The organism is Chryseobacterium sp. G0162 (assembly GCF_003815715.1).
Classification (GTDB): Bacteria; Bacteroidota; Bacteroidia; order Flavobacteriales; family Weeksellaceae; genus Chryseobacterium.
This window is the reverse complement of the sequence record NZ_CP033922.1, coordinates 1,797,159-1,815,468: the sequence shown is the minus strand read 5'-3', so window position 1 is coordinate 1,815,468 and position 18,310 is coordinate 1,797,159. Positions and strand designations below refer to the sequence as shown.

The window sequence follows — 18,310 nt, the reverse complement described above, 5'->3', positions numbered from 1 at the left end:
CTTTAAATCTTACTATCAGACATTTTCAAATTCTCAAATTGACTCATTTTCAAATTAAAATTATGAACAACGTATACATCATAGACTATGTCAGAACTCCTATTTCAAAATTACAGGGAGGATTATCAGAAGTAAGAGCCGATGATTTGGCAGCTATTGTTATCAGGGAAGTGGTTGCAAGAAATCCTGAAGTTCCTGTAGAGGAAATTGAAGATGTAATTTTCGGATGCGCTAATCAGGCTGGTGAAGATAACAGAAACGTAGCCAGAATGGGACTTTTATTGGCTGGACTTCCTTATAAAATTGGAGGAGAGACCGTAAACAGACTTTGTGCTTCGGGAATGTCGGCAGTAGCCAATGCTTTCCGTTCTATTGCAGCTGGTGAAGGCGAAATTTACATTGCGGGTGGAGTAGAGCATATGACACGTTCACCTTATGTAATGTCTAAACCAAGTGCCGCTTTCGGAAGAGACAGTCAGATGTATGATACCACTTTTGGATGGAGATTTATCAATCCGAAAATGAAAGAAATGTATGGGGTTGATGGTATGGGCGAAACTGCAGAAAATCTTGCAGACATGCACCAGATCAATAGAGAAGATCAGGATAAATTTGCCCTTTGGTCTCAGCAGAAAGCTACCAAAGCACAGGAAAGCGGAAGACTGGCGGAAGAAATTGTAAAAGTTGAAATTCCACAGAGAAAAGGAGATCCGATCGTTTTTGAAAAAGATGAGTTTATTAAACCAACCTCTTCTATGGAAGGATTAGGAAAACTTCGTCCGGCTTTCAGAAAAGAGGGAACGGTAACTGCCGGAAACGCTTCAGGAATGAATGACGGAGCAGCAGCACTGATCTTAGCCAGCGAAGAAGCAGTTAAGAAATATGGTTTAAAACCGAAAGCTAAAATTTTAGGATCATCTGTAGCAGGTGTTGAGCCAAGAATTATGGGAATAGGACCTGTAGAAGCTACTCAAAAATTATTAAAGAGATTAAATTTGTCTCTGGAGGATATGGACATTATTGAACTTAATGAAGCTTTTGCAGCGCAAGCTTTAGCGGTAACAAGAAGTTTAGGTTTACAAGATGATGACGCAAGGATCAATCCAAATGGAGGTGCTATTGCCATCGGTCACCCACTGGGTGTTTCCGGAGCGAGAATCATCGGTTCTGCAGCCATAGAACTTCAGAAGCAGGATAAAAAATATGCATTGTGTACCCTTTGTATCGGTGTTGGGCAAGGGTATGCAATGGTGATTGAAAAAGTATAAATCAATTTGAAAATGAAACAATTTGAGAATTTGAAAATGTTTAGTGGCATTATTAATTTTCAAATTAACTCATTCTCAAATTCTCAAATTAAAAAATATGAACATCTACTCATATCACGGTATCCGTCCCATTATAAAACCTTCTGCCTATATTCATCCACAGGCAGTGATTATCGGGAATGTGGAAATTGGTGAAGAAGTCTATATTGGTCCGAATGCAGTGATTCGTGGCGACTGGGGAAAAATTATGATTAAAGACGGAGCTAACGTTCAGGAGAACTGTACGCTTCATGTTTTTCCGAATATAGAAACCATTTTAGAAGAATCAGCTCACATTGGACATGGGGCAATTATTCACTCCGGACATATAGGGAAAAATTGTTTGATTGGTATGAATTCCGTTGTGATGGATAAAGCTTATATTGGTGATGAAAGTATTGTTGGTGCTTTAGCGTTTGTTCCTGCCAACTTTAGATGTGAGCCTAGAAAACTGATTGTAGGAAGCCCTGCAAAAATAATCCGTGATGTTTCTGATGAAATGATTCATTGGAAAACAGAAGGAACAAAACTATACCAGGAATTGGCAAGAGAAGGAAAAGAAGCGATTCTGCCTTGTGAACCATTTACAGAATATGTTCAGCAAATTCCAACAAAGATTGTTGATTATAGTATCTGGGATGATGTGAAATAATAACCATTCAAAATTAAATATGATTAAGAAAATTGCTCTTGTATGCAGCATGATGTTTGCGGTTAATTATACGGTTTCAGCACAGACTGTTACTACAAAACCGCTTACGATAGGAGAAGTGAGGACTTTTAAGTCTAAAACACTGAATGAAGAAAGAACATTAAACATCTATCTTCCTCAAAACTTTGATAAATCAAAAGCCTACCCAATTATTTATCTTTTAGATGGAAGTATGAATGAAGATTTTATCCACGTTTCAGGGTTGGTGCAGTTCTTCAATCAAATGTATTCTATGCCGGAAACCATTGTGGTAGGAATTGCGAATATAGATAGAAAAAGAGATTTTACTTTTTACACGGATTTGAAAGATTTACAGAAAGATTATCCTACAACAGGGCATTCTGATAAATTTATCACCTTTTTTGAAAAAGAATTGAAGCCTTATGTTGAAAGTCAGTTTAAAACAACAGAAAAATATTTGTTTGGACAATCTCTAGGAGGGCTTTTAGCAACAGAGATCTTATTGAAAAAACCTGAAATGTTCAACAACTATTTCATCATCAGTCCGAGTTTATGGTGGGATGATGAAAGTCTTCTTAAACAGGCTCCTCAATTACTTTCAAAATCTGCTGATACTAAAAAATTCGTTTATGTTTCCGTAGGAAAAGGAGAACATCCTGTGATGATAAAAGATGCAGAAACGCTATATGATGTTTTGAAAAAAGCAGGAAAGAAAAACTGGACATTAGAATATAAAATGATGGAAACAGACAATCATGCAACCATTCTTCACAGAAGTTTATACGAAGGATTGGTGAAATTGTTTCCGTATCAGGAGCCAAAATAAACTATAAGTGTAACAATATACCAATGTAAAAATGTAACAATTCTTTTCATGCCGGATACAGTAAGTATTTATTGGTAAACTATTAGATTGATACATTGTTAAATTAAATTCTATATGGAAAAACTAAAAAACTATATATACGGTGAATGGGTAGAAGGAGCCGGTACCGGAATCCCTTTATACAACGCTGTAACAGGAGAGCAGGTAGCCGTTTCCGATACTGAAGGTCTTAACTTTGAACAGGCTCTTGATTACGGTAGAACTGTAGGGTACAAAAACCTTTCTTCCATGACGTTCTATGATCGTGGGGAAATGTTAAAAAAAGTAGCCCTTTACCTGTTAGAAAGAAAGAAAAAATATTACGAATTGTCCTATAAAACGGGAGCTACTCACGTTGATTCATGGGTGGATATTGAAGGAGGTTTCGGAACATTTTTTACCTATTCAGGATTAGCAAAAAGAATGCTGCCTAACACTTCATTCTGGGTTGACGGTGATACTCAGAAAATTTCAGCTAACGGAACGTTTTTAGGTACTCATATTTTAACACCAAGTGAAGGGGTTTCTGTACAGATCAACGCTTATAACTTTCCTGTTTGGGGAATGTTGGAAAAATTATCCACATCATTGTTAGCAGGGGTACCATCTATTGTTAAGCCATCACCCTTCGGATCTTATCTTACGAATGCCGTATTTCAGGATATGATTGAAAGTGGAATATTACCTGAAGGAGCAGTACAATTGGTATGTGGAGAACCTGGAAATATCCTTGATTATGTTCAGGATGGAGATTCTGTATTGTTTACAGGTTCAGCTACTACGGGAAGAAAACTGAAATCACTTCCATCTGTTGCAGGAAATGCCGTTCGTTTCAATATGGAAGCAGATTCTTTGAATTGTTCTATCCTTGGATTGGAAGCAAAACCAGGAACTCCGGAATTTGATTTATTTGTCAAAGAAGTTCGAAACGAGATGACCACAAAAGCAGGTCAGAAATGTACAGCGATCAGAAGAATCATTGTTCCTGAGCATTTGATTGGTGATGTTCAGAACGCTCTATCCAAAGCTTTAGATCAAACCAAGATCGGAAACCCATTAAGCAGAGAAACAAAAATGGGATCTTTGGTGGGAAGACAGCAATATGAAGAAGTTTTAAGAAAAGTAAATATTTTAAAATCAGAAACAGAACTTGTCTATGACGGAAAACATGAACTTGTAGACGCCAGCTATGAAAACGGAGCATTTATGAGTCCTAAGTTATTCCTGAATGATAAACCTTTCGAGAAAAATATCTCTCATGATGTAGAAGCTTTCGGGCCAGTATCTACATTAATGCCATATAAAGATGCTGAAGAAGCAGCTGCTTTGGCAAAAAGAGGAAAAGGAAGTTTAGTTGGATCTATTGTTTCCCACGATGAAAACTTTATTGCAGAAACATCATGGAAAATGGCCTCTCAACATGGTAGAATCTTTGTATTGAACAGAGACAATGCTAAAGAAAGTACTGGTCATGGCTCACCACTTCCTACATTAATGCACGGCGGACCTGGTAGAGCAGGAGGCGGAGAAGAAATGGGAGGATTAAGTGGTCTGCATTTCTTCCTACAGAAAACAGCTATTCAGGGATCTCCGGATGTATTGAAAGCGATTACTAAAATTTATCAGCAAGGAGCAGAGAAAAAATTCTCAGATAAACATCCTTTCCAGAAATATTTTGAAGAAGTTGAAGTAGGAGATTCTTTAGAAACTGCAGGGAGAACAGTTACTGATGCAGATATCGTAAACTTCTCAAACGTTTCATGGGATCATTTCTATGCACATACAGATGCTACAAGTTTAACCGGGACCATTTTTGATAAAACCGTTGCTCATGGATACTTCATCCTTTCAGCTGCGGCGGGACTGTTTGTTTCTGGTAAAAAAGGACCTGTTATCGCGAATTACGGATTAGAAGAATGTAGTTTCTTCAAACCAGTCTACGCCGGAGATACGATCACTGTTTATTTAACAGCAAAAGAAAAAATTAACAGAGGAGTAAAAGGAAGAAATATTCCATCTGGTGTGGTAAAATGGTTGGTTGAGGTTATTAACCAAAGAGATGAGGTCGTTTGCGTAGCAACGATTTTAACTTTGGTGGCAAAACAATCTCCTTTCATTGATCTGACGGTGAAAAATGTTCAGAAGATATTAAGTGGATTAACGGAAAGTACTCCTGCACTTTGGGGGAAAATGTCTCCACAGCAAATGATTGAACACTTAGATCAGGCTGTATTGGTAAGTTTAGGGGAACCAGAAGCAGAGAAATGCTTTACTCCTGAAGAACATCTTGAAAAATGGCAGGATTCTCTTTACAACCACAGAGCAATGCCGAAAGAATTTACCGCTCCGTTCTTACCACAGGATGGTTCACTTCCAGAACTTACTCATAAGAATCTGGAAACAGCAAAACAATCTTTCATTGATAACTTGAAACGATTTGTAGTATATTACAAAGAAAATCCACAGGCAGAACACATGAATTTTGTTTTTGGAAAACTAAATAAAGAAATGTGGGAACTGATGCATAAGAAGCATTTCACCCATCATTTTGAACAATTTGGATTGATTTAATTCAAAATAGATACTCATTAAACTCCCTTTCAGCTAAATGTTGAAAGGGAGTTTATTATTCTGTTTTTATTCTCTAAATTCAGGAAAACTTTTAAGATGAGGGATTGGATTATTTTTATGGCTTTTGGGGGACTGGCTTTTTTTTCTTGTTCTGGGAACCCCAAATCTGGAAGTGAAGGTTATTTTTCTGAAGAGAAATTTGTAGACAGCCTAAATGCAGGAATAAAAGGTGAAACGAAAGTAGTCTTTGAAAAGTTTAGGCATACCGGAAATGGAGATGCATATGCTTCCATTCATTTTTATGACTTGAAAAAGATCTGGGTGGAGTCCAAAGACTCAGAATTTACCACATGGGAGCTTAAGAACAGTTTTAAATTTGACAAAGATGGAATCACCGATCTTAATGTGGAGATTAAGGATTTCAATAATGATGGATTTGATGATATAACTTATCAAAGTGCTATAGCAGGAAGAGGAGGAAATATCGTAATGACTTTATTCGTATATGACCCAAAAAGTAAAGACTTTATTCACATTAAAAACTCAGATAGGTATCCGAACTTAAGTTATAATACAAAATTAAACTGCATAAATTCTTTGATATTAACTGGCTATACTACCACAGTATTTCTTAAAATTAAAAATGATTCTTTGGATGAATTTGCAAGAGTAGATGTTTCAGATACCATTAGGGTAGAAGTAAAAGATACTATGGGAAAGTTCAAAATTATTCAAAAGAAACCATTTCTAGGTTCTGATGAGGATACTTACAGAGTCTTTAGAAATTACAATCCCTTGGAATACTAACTTTATAGTATTTATTGTAATTACTACGGAGATTTTTTGATTTATCCTTGTTGAGATTCAAAATCCTACCATGCATAATCTGGACTAGATTTAAAAATATTTTTTATCTTTCTAATGTTAACTTAAGAAACACAGAAGATGGCAGATATCAGAACTACTTCAATTGAAGCAGATTGTTTTTACCATATTTATAATCGTGGTATTAATGGAGAGAATATTTTCAAATCAGATCGAAATTATCTGTTCTTTTTCAAGAAAATGTCCGAATCTCTTTTTCCTGTATGTGATGTATATGCCTATTGTCTGATGCCAAATCATTTTCATATTTTAATTAAAATAAAATCAGACTTTGAATTGGGCAGCCTTGTCAAGGTTTTAAACTTGGACAAGGATAGTTAGGAAAAGATTTTGACAATCAATAAACGAATAGTATTTTTAAACTTCAATCATAAAATAAGCAATAATGAACGAAAGCTGGCAGCAAAAATGGGAAGAGATAAAAGACAAATTGATATCTCCTGTAGATATTGAAACCTATTTTACCTCAGATGAAATTATGGAACAGAGAATGGAGACAATGGGAATTGGTAATGTTTCTCTGCCATCAGGAAAAGTAATCGTAAGAGATCCCCTGGTATATCTGAATCAAAGAGAGCAGCCTTTTTTTGTTGAAGTTCCTAAAGGAAATTTTCCTGTAACCATTGCCGTAGTAAAATTGGAAGATTGGGGAGATCGGTATGCTGCTGCAAAAGTTGAGTTTACAAAAGAAAAGCCGGTTATCTATAGAGAAGCATTAATAGGTATTGAAAATATTGAAGATGCCAATGAAGACGCATTTTTTGGTTTCAACGTAGATGCCGGTTTAGCCTGTATTACCGATCCTGAAGTGGTGCCTTATGTGGATAAGTTTATTGAGGAACTGGATGTTGAGAATATTTACGATGATTATTTTGCAGAACTGTTTGCCAAAAGCTATAAAGAAAACCCGAGAAACCAAAGAGATCCTGGAGACTGGATCAATTGGAAAGTACCCAATACAGAATATCAGATCCCAATTTTTGCCAGTGGAGTAGGAGACGGTGTATATCCGGTTTACTTTGCTTATGATGAACAGGATAAATTATGTGGAGTATATATTCACTTTATCGATATTGAGTTAGAATTATCCGAATATGATGAAGACGAGGAGGATGAAGATGACGATGCAACTCAGTCAGATAATTTTGTCTTTCTAAAATAAATTCAATGAATAAGACTTTTGCAGATCAGGTTATTGAATTCAATGAAAATTTAACGTATTCAGGAAGTCTTCCTGAGGGCTTTGAAGTATTGAACCCGTACCTGGACAATCCGGAGACGATGCAGGTGATGCAAAAGTTTTATCACAAATATTACAATGATTCCAAGAAGAGAAAGTTTATTATAGGCATCAATCCAAGCCGTCATGGAGCCGGTGTTACAGGCGTTCCGTTTACCGATACCAAACGATTGGAAAGTATCTGTGGGATCAAAATGGAATCTGCCCATACTCATGAAGTCTCTTCCGTATTCATGTATGATATGATCGCAGACTATGGTGGAGCCGATTTGTTTTACAAAGATATTTATATCAATTCTCCATTTCCGTTGGCCATCGTACGAAAAACAAAAAATGGCTGGCTCAATGCCAATTATTATGATGATAAAGAACTTTTCAAGGATGTGAAAGACTTCATGATCGATTCATTGAAAAAACACATCAGCTTGAATCTGGATACCTCAGAAGTCTTTGTCCTTGGTAAAAAGAATGCTGAATTTATTTCAAAACTCAATAAAGAAGCTCAGCTTTTTGGAACGATGACGGTCTTGGAACATCCACGGTATATTCAGCAATATAAATCAAAAGAAAAACAGCTGTATATAGATAAATATATTTTAGCTCTAAAAAGATAAAAGCCAATAATTTTAATACTCTGTTTCTTATTAAATTGTGAACATGAATGTTTTCCCTAAAAACACAATCTTTAAATACAACTGGCGGGCTTATCAGAAGAGATTTCTGGATCATCTTGATGAATATCTTGTAGATAACCACCTGCATGTCTCTGCACCTCCGGGTTCAGGTAAAACAGTACTTGGATTGGAAGTAATGGTAAGACTTGGCAAACCTACGCTCATTGTTGCCCCTACATTAGCTATCAAAAATCAGTGGATTCAAAGGTTTTGTGAACTATTCCTTCATTCAGAAACGGTTCCTGCATGGATATCTTCAGATATCAGAAAACCAGGAATCATTACCGTAACAACTTATCAGGGCATTCATTCTGCTACTGAAGCCACCGAAGAAGAAGAGGAAACACTGGCGAAATCTTCAAAAGTTCCGGCTTCAGAAATTATAAAACGGCTTCAAAAACAAAAAGTAGGAACCCTTATCCTGGATGAAGCTCATCATTTGAAAAATGCCTGGTGGAGGAGCCTCATGGAACTTAAAGATAAAATTGAACCCACTGTTGTATCCCTTACCGCCACACCGCCTTTTGATGTTTCCGGTACAGAATGGCAAAAATATATTCAGTTGAATGGTCCCATAGATGCAGAAATATCCGTTCCTGAACTGATGATTGAAGGCGATCTTTGTCCACATCAGGATTTGGTACACTTTGTATTACCTTCTCGGGAAGAACAAAAGAAAATTGAATATTACCATGAGCAGGCCTTAGTATTTTTTGAAGAAATTAAAAAAGATGAAATATTTCTTAATGCTATTGAACAGCATCCTGTGTATCAGAATCCACTGGAACATTTAGATTGGATCTATGAAAATATATCTTCTTATACTTCTGGTCTGGTCTACCTTCATTTCAGAGGAGAAGAAATTCCAGAAGTTCACTTTGAAATCATTGGTGACCAACAAAGGTATATTCCTCAATTTGATTTCTTCTGGATGGAAGAACTTCTCGACTTTTATTTACTGGTAGATGAGGTTCATTTTAAAAATTACGAAGATCACCGTACTAATTTAGGGAATCGATTAAAAAGGCACGGATTTTTAGATCAGAAGACTTTGAGCTTTTTTAATAGTAAAAATGTAAACCAGATTCTCAATTCAAGTATAGGCAAACTTCAGGGGATAAAAGATATCGTCGATTTGGAATTTTCCGTGCTTAAAGATGATCTGAAAATGGTTATTCTTACTGATTTTATCAAAAAAGAATACCTGAATAACGGAACTGAGAATATACTCAACCTTGATAAAATAGGAGCCGTTCCCATATTTGAAAAACTGCGACGGGAAAACTTCCAGCAGAAAAAAATAGGCATTCTTACAGGAAGCCTGGTGATTATTCCGGCAAGTGCAAAAAGTATATTTGAAGAACTCTGTAAGAAAAAAAAATTATTTGGAATAGGGCTTTCACCATTGAGCTATGATCCGGATTATCTCGTAATCAGCCTTTCGGAACAGGTAAAACATGATATTGTACACATTATTACGGAAATTTTTCAACATGGAGAAATTCATGTTTTGATTGGAACCAAATCTTTATTGGGAGAAGGTTGGGATGCTCCTAAAATGAATACTTTAATTCTGGCAAGTTTTATCAGCTCCTTTGTACTTTCAAATCAGATGAGAGGAAGAGTCATAAGGACAGATAAGGATATTCCTCATAAAACTGGAAATATATGGCATCTTGTATGTTTTGATACCAAAGATGAAATCGGAGGCCAGGATCTGAATATTATGAAACGAAGGTTCAAAACCTTTGTTGGGATTTCCAATAAAGATATTCCCACCATTGAAAACAACATTGAAAGGCTCAATATTAAGACCATAGAAAATAATGAGGAAATACAGGAGATTAACCAGTCATTTTTTGTTTTGGCTCAAGATAGAGAGAGCCTTATCAACCGTTGGAGAAAAGCGCTTGATCTTGGAAATATTTTAGTAGAAGAAATACATGTTCCTGCCATCAATATGACTGCCATGAAGGATGTGAAGATGAGTTATATCGGAGAAATGTCTAGAAATATGATTAAGGTGATGGTTTCTTCTATATTATTATTCTGGCAGAATCTTCTATTGGGAATCTTTAGAAATTTTCAGGCAATTGATTCTGTAAAAACCTTTTCATTATTTGCTTCCTTGTTTGGATTGGCAGGTTTCATAGTATATGGAAGAAAGTTATTTATATCCGCAAAGCAATACTGGAGATACAGAGATATAGGAAAACAACTAGGAGCAATGGCAGAGGTGGTTTTATATGGTCTGATTAATGAAAGATTGATAAGAACTTCTTTGGAACAATTGAAAGTTATAAGCTCATCCAATAGCAGTGAAGGTGCATTTTGCTATCTGAAAGGAGGTAGCCAATATGAGAATGCACAGTTTATCCAGACTTTACAGGAAATGGTCTCTCCGATAGATAATCCGAGGTATGTTCTGAGACAGAAAAAGAGATCTTTTCTTTTCAAGAATGAACAGTACTTTCCGGTACCTGAAATTTTTGCAAAAAATAAAAAAAGTGCAGAATTTTTTACTAAAACATGGAATAAAGCGGTAGGAAAATCAGAGTTAATTTTTACAAGAACCATTGAAGGACGCAAAATCCTATTAAAACTAAGATTTGAAGCTCTTTTAAAAAGAAATGGAAGAATAGAGCATCTCCACAAATGGACAAGATAAAAAACAAATCCCTCAATATAATCGAGGGATTTTGTCTTTCATGAATTAGAATCTTTGTGGGAACAAGATCGGATGTGGAACTTTTAAATATTAGTTTTTAATAACTTTAGTAGACTCAGTGGCTGTTTTGATAAAGTAAACTCCTTTTGGAAGTTCTGAAATACTGATTTCATTAGAACCTTTTTGAACCTGAACCGTTTTTAGGACTTTACCATCAACACTATAGATTTTAGCCTCTGAATTTTTTTCAGAACTGATAGAAAGAGGTCCGTTGGTTGGGTTAGGATAAAGAGTCAAGTTTTTTTGAGTGCTTTTAGTTTCTGAGGTTCCCAATACAATATTGCTGTCTTTTACCCATGTAAAAGCATCAAGCCCTAGGTAATAATAGTTACCGCCAAGAGTTAGTTGAAGTTGGTCAATCACAATATTGGAATAATTTTGTCCATTAAGATTAGTAAGGTCAATGAGAGTATATCCGTTTGTAGTCCCCAAACCTACTGTGAAATTATTGGTCTTTGTTGCTGAGAATTTAGTTACTCCACTCAATTTTCCTGTTACAGTAAGAGTACCTGTAACATTAGGATTTGAAAACTGATTAGCAACATACACCCAAAAACGGTTTACTTTAAACAGATTGGAAGTTGTTTTTATACTAAACGATGCACTAGTAGGCCCTACATTAGTTGTATTGTCAATATATCTGTTATCGTTTGCGGTACCACTCCATCCTGTACCTGGAAAAACTCCTATATTGAAAGTAGAGGAATGTGAAATGATATTGAAAGTAACTCCATTATCTGTAAAACTGCTACTTCCACTAGATTCGGTTTCAAATGTCTCTGTACTGGTCTGCCCGAATGAAAAAATTGAAATGAGCAGACTACAAATGGTTAAAAAGATAGTGCTTTTCATGATTTCTGTTTTAAATATTAGGTTTATAGTATATTAATCCCGAGGAGGATAAATGCCTTCAATACAAATAATGTAATTTAATCCAAGATAAGGAGGCATATTATTGACTGGAAGATTTTGTCCTACAAATGAAATAGACTTGGTATTGATTGCTGTGTCTGGGTCTGCATCTATAAAACTTGGAACTGCCTGAAAATTTCTGCCGTTAGGAATCCCTGTGATAGCAAACGATGAAGCTGCAGAAGGGGTTACGCTGTTGGCATTCTGATTTGCTACCTTAAGTTGAAAACCAGCCCCAACGCTTGGTAGATTTGAAGACAATAATGTGTTTTGTGTGGTTCCAGCCACTACACCCAGTGGATAATTTTCGTTGGCATTTACATTTCCGGCCCCCAACGCCATTCTTCCCTTTAAGTTAGGAAGGGCAAAGGTAGTTCTTCCGTCGCCACCATAGGTTGTTCCTAAAATTGAAAATACTGCTGAATAGTTAGCGATACTCAATAACCTTCCATCACAGAACATCCATCCTCTTGGTGCAAAATTTCCTGCAAATAATTTAACGATTCCAATGTACTCTTCCATGGTATAATTTTTTAGCCTTTAATTGTCTTACTCTGTTGATGGCTTTTCAGATTCCGCCGTTAAGTGATTTATTTTCTTATCCAAAGGAACAACTAATCAAAAGGCAGTACTAGAGTAGAAAATACCAAATTGAGCATTCCGTATTTCTACGTAAAGGGATATTATTTGTACTTAAAAATTGAATTGAGTATTTTAAATAAAGTAATTAATAATTGTTTGTTCAATAGTAATTTCCAATTTACTTTCTTTCAGTCTTCTGCTTAAAAAATAAGATGAATTTGTTTGTTTTAAGTTTTACTAAAAGCGCTGTATTTAGTATTTTTGTAAGAATCCAATAAAAATTAAAATGAACGAATTCGTTGCATCAGAAATCAAAAATAATATTGCCGAAATTACTTTCGGAACCCCAAAAAGTAATTCCCTTCCGGGAGCGATTTTAGAAAAACTGGCTCAGACTATTTTAAATGAAGGAGCTAAAGATGAGGTAAAAGCTATTGTTATAAAAAGCGAAGGTGAAAAAGCATTCTGTGCAGGAGCAAGCTTTGATGAACTTCTGGCTATTGATGAGCTTGACGCTTCCACTAAGTTCTTTGGAGGTTTTGCTAAAGTACTGAACGCAATGAGAAACTGTGGAAAGATTGTTGTTGTAAGAGTGCAGGGAAAAACAACAGGAGGTGGAGTAGGAATAGCCTGTGGCGCTGATTATTGCTTTGCAACAAAAGATTCTGCATTAGCACTTACGGAAATCAATTTAGGAATAGGGCCTTTCGTAATTGGTCCTTATGTAGAAAGAAAAATCGGAAAATCACAATTCTCAGCAATGGCTATTGATGCTGATTTCAGGTCAGCAGAATGGGCAGAACAACATAATGTATATCATTCTGTTTCAAAAAATATTCAGGAAATGGATGAAAAACTGGAAAAATTTTTACAGACATTAGCATCAAGGAGTAGTGATGCTTTAGCATTAATCAAAAAAGTTTCCTGGGAAGGAACAGATCATTTTAATGAACTGATGCCAGCAAGAATTCATATGAGTGCAAGCCTTATTTTAGAAGATTCTGCTAAGAAGAATATTGAAGCTATTAAAACTCGATTAAAAGTGAAATAAGTAATAAAAAGCTATTTTTATTTAAAAATACTTAGCCGTTGATTGTTTCAACGGCTTTTTTGGTTGTGAAATCATTTTATTTTGATGTTTTTCGTATTTTCGAATGTTTTTTAAGTTCTTCGTTTATTGAACTATTATTAAAATTATAAATAATTAATTAATTATTTATTTATAATTTTCATTCATTAATTATATTTAGTTAATTTAACCTTTTTTATTATATTTTGTGATTTATTAATATATATTTGCTTCCACACTGTTAAATTTAGTTAAATATGAAAATGCGATTGTCATTAATGACTACGGCTGTCCTCTTTTTTGCAGGAGGGCATTTCGTAGAAGCCCAAAAGGCAAAACGCGACACCACAACTCAGGAAACAAAGATTGATGAGGTTGTTGTTGTAGCGTACGGTAGTCAAAAAAAGGAAACTTTAGTAGGCTCCAATACAGAAATTAAAGCAAAGCAGTTTGCTGATCGTCCTATTACCAATATAGGACAAGCTATTGACGGGGCTAGTCCCGGAGTTAACGTGAGTACGGGAACCGGCCAACCAGGAAGTGCTCCAAGTGTACAGATTAGAGGAATCGGGTCCTATAATATCTCCTCTGCTCCCTTGTATGTTGTAGATGGTGTAATTTATACAGGTTCTCTTTCAGCGCTCAACCCTAATGATATAGCATCTTTTAACATCTTAAAAGATGCAGCATCAACCTCCCTTTATGGCTCAGCAGCAGCTAATGGAGTAATCCTTATTACTACAAAATCGGGAAGAAAAGGTACTGATGTTTTAAACTTTAGTATGAGTACTGGGTATGTAGGACGTTCAATTCCCGAATATGACCGTGTAAATGCTGCTCAATACTATCCTTTGATCTGGGAAGCTTTGAGAAACGGTAGACTTACATCGGTTCCTGGAACTACTGTTGCTGCAGCAAATGCATATGCTTCATCAAATCTTATTTCTGGGGTGTTAAAGACTAATATATATAATGTTCCAGATAATCTGCTGGTTGTAAATGGTATTTTGAATCCCGAAGCTCAGTTGAAGTATACAGATTTGGATTGGCAGCAACCACTTATGAAAACCGGTTTCAGGCAGAATTATGAACTTAATTACAGTGGAGGAACAAATAAGACAACCTACTTTGCATCTGTAAGTTATACTAATGAGTTAGGGTATATTATTAAATCTGATTTTGAACGTTTTACGGCAAAACTGAAAGCAGATTCTCAAATCAAAAGCTGGCTTAAAGTGGGGACAAGTCTTAATGCAGTCTCTACTTATGGAAATAACTCAGTAGATGGAGCTAATAATAATGCGGCTTATATCAACCCTTACAGATGGACAAGATTTATGGGACCTATTTACAGTCCGTATGCTCACGATCCATCTACTTTTGCTAATCTGTACGATATTTCCGGTAATCTGATGTTTGATGCAGGAAATGCAAGAGGTGCTGATGCAGCAGCAGGAAGAAATGTTATCCAGGAAACCCTTTTAAATAAAGATATTTCAAAAAACTACTATATTATTTCAAGAGCTTATGCCGAAGCTAAAATAGATCAGTATTTAACAATTTCAACGAACGTTGGATATGATATTAGAAATAACAGAAGAAGTACTTACGGAAATAAAATAATCGGGGATGCAGCCCCTGCTGGTTCTGCAGAGAAGACCTCAATTCTTGAGCAGACACTTACTTTTAATCAACTCTTGAACTACAAAAGAAAATTCGGTAAACACAATATGGAATTCCTTTTGGGACATGAAAACTACAAATACCAGTATGAATACCTTTATGGGTACAAGCAGGGACAAGTAGTGGATGATAATGATGAGCTTATCAATTTTGTGACAATTAGGTCACTTCCGTCATGGACTGATAATTATCGTAAAGAGAGTGCGTTTTCAAGAATCAATTATGATTTTGCTTCCAAATATCTTCTATCCGGGTCTATACGTTGGGACGGATCGTCAAGATTTAAAGAAGATGTAAGATGGCATTCATTCTGGTCATTAGGTGCAGGCTGGAGAGTAAAAGGAGAGGATTTCCTTCTAAGCTCAGGAACTGTTAGTGAGCTTAAACTTCGTGGATCATATGGTGAAGTAGGTAATGATAATACCAACAGTTATTATATGTACCAGAACACATTTGATTTAGGATATAATAACGGAGCTGAACCGGGAATACTGTTTGGGTATTTGGCGGATCCTAAAATCACATGGGAATCTAACAAGCAAACAGATATAGGAGTTGATTTCGGATTTCTTAATAACAGAATTTCAGGATCTGTGGAATATTATAACAGAATTACCGATGGGTTGATCTTTCAGGTTCCTGTACCTGTTTCTGCTGGGGTGCCGAACAGTTACATTTATAAAAATGTCGGAGCAATGTATAATAGAGGTCTTGAAATCAGCTTAAGTGGAGATGTTATCAAAAATGAAAATTTCCAATGGAGTCTGAATGTAAATGCTTCTACCCTTAAAAATCAGATTACAAAATTATCAGATGGAATCACTGAGATTATCAACGGTACCAAAAAAATTTCTGTAGGTCATTCTGTTTACGATTATTGGTTGAGACAATGGTATGGGGTAGATCCCGCAGACGGTTCTCCATTGTTTTTGGTTGCTGATGAGCTTGCCGGAACAACTGCTTCAGATATAAGAACAGTGAACGGAACTTTGGTTACTACCAACCTGAATAAAGCAAAATATGATTACTCAGGAACAGCAATTCCTGATCTTTTTGGAAGTTTTGGTACATCAGTTAGCTATAAAAACTGGTCATTGTCTGCAATGTTCACTTATCAGCTCGGAGGGATGACATATGATTCAAATTATGCTTCTTTAATGTCAAGTTATTCTCAGGGAGGAGCATTAAGTACAGATATTTTGGGCAGATGGACGACCCCGGGTCAGATTACGGATATTCCTGCTTTAAATACATCCACATACGTTAGTTCTAATGCTGCATCAAGCAGGTGGTTAGTAAAATCAGATTTTATTTCTCTAAGACAGGCTTCATTAGCTTATAGTTTTAATCCAAAAGATATTGCTCAATATGGTCTGACATCATTTAGAATTTTGATTTCAGGAGAAAACCTTTGGAGTAAAACAGCAAGAAAAGGTTTGGAGCCTGGACAAAGTTTTAATGGTACGGCTTCTAACAGATATACACCGTCCAGAATTATTACAATCGGGTTTAATGTTTCATTTTAAGAAATTATGAAAAATATAATACAAAAAAATAAAAAATGGGCCGTGTTGTTGTCGGCTACTGCAATGTTGTTTCTAGGATCTTGTAAAAGTGATTATCTTGATACAGAACCTACAGCCGCAGTTTCTGAATCGGTTGCTTTTTCCAGTGCTGCAGGTGTGATGTCGATTATCAACGGAATGCATAGAGATCTTTATTCAAGACAGACCAACAATAATAACAGTCAGGGACAGAATGGACAGGGAGGTATCATGATTATCATGGATGCTTTGGGAGAAGATCTGGTTTTTCCTTCTACCGGAAACAATTGGTATATTTCCACTGTACGATGGCAGGATCAGGCCAATGCCAACAGTGACTATGCTTTTTATCCATATCAACTGTATTATGCGTTGATTAGAAATGCTAATTTGGTTATTGCCAGAGCTCCAGGAGTTCCTGTAGGGTCAAATGAAGAAGCAAATACTATTAAAACAGCAATAGGAGAAGCACATGCTTTCAGAGCATTTTGTTATTATATGTTAGTTCAGATTTATGGTAAACGATATGTACCCAATACCAACAACAGTCAATTAGGTGTTCCTATAAGACTAATTGCAGATGAAAGTTCACTTGCAAGAAGTACTGTTGAAGAGGTGTATAAGCAGATTAATTTGGATTTAAATGAAGCATTAGTAAAACTTGCAAATACCAAAAGAATCAGTAAATCTCACTTTGATAAGCAGATCGTACAGGGGCTCATTGCTAGAGTTGCTTTAACTCAGGGGAATTATTCTTTAGCTGCAGCTTCTGCCAATTCAGCGAGATCTGAATTTAAGTTGATGGATAATTCAGCTTATCTTTCAGGATTCAATAACTTAGGAAACCAAGAATGGATGTGGGGATCAGCTATTGCTGCAGATCAGGGAGATTCTTTCTCTAACTTTGGTGCTTATATGTCAAGAAACTATAATTCTACTAATATCCGTCAGGCTCCTAAGGCTATGAATACAAAGCTTTATGCAATGTTTCCTAAAACTGATGTTAGAAAGAAAGTTGTAGATTCTACCGGAAAACATTTGGATTTAGCACTTCCAGCCACTTACGCAAAATTTCCCTATACAAGCCAAAAGTTTTTATCAGTAAGTACTTCTGATAGTAGAGTGGATCTTCCATTGATGAGAGCTGCAGAAATGTATCTTATAGAAGCTGAAGCATTAGCTAAAATGAATCAGGAATCTGCATCAAAAGCTGTGTTTTTGCAATTACAGAAAAATAGAGATGAAAGCTATAAGGGAACTGTAAAGACAGGAGCAGCTTATATTGATGAAATTCTTAATAGCAGAAGAATAGAATTATGGGGTGAAGGCTTTAGATTTCTGGATCTGAAAAGACTGAATATGAACCTTGACAGAACGGGTGCTAATCATTCTTCCACTGTGGTAAATAATTTATTTACTGCCCCTAATACTGATAAACGATGGGAGTTTTTAATTCCACTTAAAGAGATTAATGCCAACCCGCTTATTGTACAGAATCCTTTATAAAGTCACTTTTTAATATATTTTAATGCAATGAATCCTGTCCAAAAGAGGCAGGATTCTTCATTTTTCAAAAA

The 18,310-nt window shown here is 35.8% G+C and carries 14 protein-coding genes; 12 read left to right on the top strand and 2 right to left on the bottom strand.

Annotated features, from left to right (window positions below; all coding sequences use genetic code 11):
* Nucleotides 1-62: 62 nt before the first annotated feature.
* The 9 genes from pcaF to EG344_RS08315 all read left to right on the top strand — a co-directional run bounded on the left by pcaF (nt 63) and on the right by EG344_RS08315 (nt 10,883).
* Nucleotides 63-1,268, top strand: coding sequence for a 3-oxoadipyl-CoA thiolase (pcaF, locus tag EG344_RS08355; protein WP_123909066.1), 1,206 nt, complete (start codon nt 63-65; stop codon nt 1,266-1,268).
* Nucleotides 1,269-1,365: 97 nt separating this feature from the next.
* Nucleotides 1,366-1,959 (top strand): transferase hexapeptide repeat family protein, encoded by a 594-nt coding sequence (locus EG344_RS08350; RefSeq protein ID WP_123909065.1) that lies wholly within the window; start codon nt 1,366-1,368, stop codon nt 1,957-1,959.
* Nucleotides 1,960-1,978: 19 nt separating this feature from the next.
* Complete coding sequence (locus tag EG344_RS08345) at nt 1,979-2,806, top strand: alpha/beta hydrolase (RefSeq protein WP_123909064.1); 828 nt, start codon at nt 1,979-1,981, stop codon at nt 2,804-2,806.
* A 114-nt stretch (nt 2,807-2,920) separates the two neighbouring features.
* Nucleotides 2,921-5,416, top strand: a complete 2,496-nt coding sequence (gene paaZ, locus EG344_RS08340; protein ID WP_123909063.1) for a phenylacetic acid degradation bifunctional protein PaaZ — start codon at nt 2,921-2,923, stop codon at nt 5,414-5,416.
* Nucleotides 5,417-5,512: 96 nt separating this feature from the next.
* The gene (locus EG344_RS08335) at nt 5,513-6,223 is read left to right on the top strand and encodes an XAC2610-related protein (protein WP_123909062.1); all 711 of its coding nucleotides are present in this window, start codon (nt 5,513-5,515) and stop codon (nt 6,221-6,223) included.
* 138 nt (nt 6,224-6,361) lie between these two features.
* Entirely contained in the window at nt 6,362-6,622 is a 261-nt protein-coding gene (locus tag EG344_RS08330; protein ID WP_123909061.1) for a transposase, read from the top strand.
* Between the two features lie 64 nt (nt 6,623-6,686).
* Nucleotides 6,687-7,463, top strand: coding sequence for a DUF4241 domain-containing protein (locus EG344_RS08325; protein ID WP_123909060.1), 777 nt, complete (start codon nt 6,687-6,689; stop codon nt 7,461-7,463).
* Between the two features lie 5 nt (nt 7,464-7,468).
* Complete coding sequence (locus tag EG344_RS08320; protein ID WP_123909059.1) at nt 7,469-8,155, top strand: SMUG2 DNA glycosylase family protein; 687 nt, start codon at nt 7,469-7,471, stop codon at nt 8,153-8,155.
* A gap of 43 nt (nt 8,156-8,198) precedes the next feature.
* A complete protein-coding gene (locus EG344_RS08315; RefSeq protein WP_123909058.1) occupies nt 8,199-10,883 on the top strand; it encodes a DEAD/DEAH box helicase family protein in 2,685 nt (894 codons plus the stop codon).
* A 90-nt stretch (nt 10,884-10,973) separates the two neighbouring features.
* On the opposite strand, the gene EG344_RS08310 is transcribed toward EG344_RS08315, so the two are convergent.
* Together EG344_RS08310 and EG344_RS08305 are read right to left on the bottom strand one after the other, a co-directional pair.
* A complete protein-coding gene (locus EG344_RS08310) occupies nt 10,974-11,795 on the bottom strand; it encodes a T9SS type A sorting domain-containing protein (RefSeq protein WP_123909057.1) in 822 nt (273 codons plus the stop codon).
* A 33-nt stretch (nt 11,796-11,828) separates the two neighbouring features.
* Nucleotides 11,829-12,377 (bottom strand): phage tail protein, encoded by a 549-nt coding sequence (locus EG344_RS08305; protein WP_123909056.1) that lies wholly within the window; start codon nt 12,375-12,377, stop codon nt 11,829-11,831.
* A 346-nt stretch (nt 12,378-12,723) separates the two neighbouring features.
* Here EG344_RS08305 and EG344_RS08300 point away from each other — a divergent pair, with 346 nt between their 5' ends.
* From EG344_RS08300 to EG344_RS08290, 3 genes are all read left to right on the top strand, one after another.
* A complete protein-coding gene (locus EG344_RS08300) occupies nt 12,724-13,488 on the top strand; it encodes an enoyl-CoA hydratase/isomerase family protein (protein WP_123909055.1) in 765 nt (254 codons plus the stop codon).
* 275 nt (nt 13,489-13,763) lie between these two features.
* Nucleotides 13,764-16,715 (top strand): SusC/RagA family TonB-linked outer membrane protein, encoded by a 2,952-nt coding sequence (locus tag EG344_RS08295; RefSeq protein ID WP_228412889.1) that lies wholly within the window; start codon nt 13,764-13,766, stop codon nt 16,713-16,715.
* A gap of 6 nt (nt 16,716-16,721) precedes the next feature.
* A complete protein-coding gene (locus EG344_RS08290; RefSeq protein ID WP_317126491.1) occupies nt 16,722-18,239 on the top strand; it encodes a RagB/SusD family nutrient uptake outer membrane protein in 1,518 nt (505 codons plus the stop codon).
* Nucleotides 18,240-18,310 lie beyond the last annotated feature (71 nt).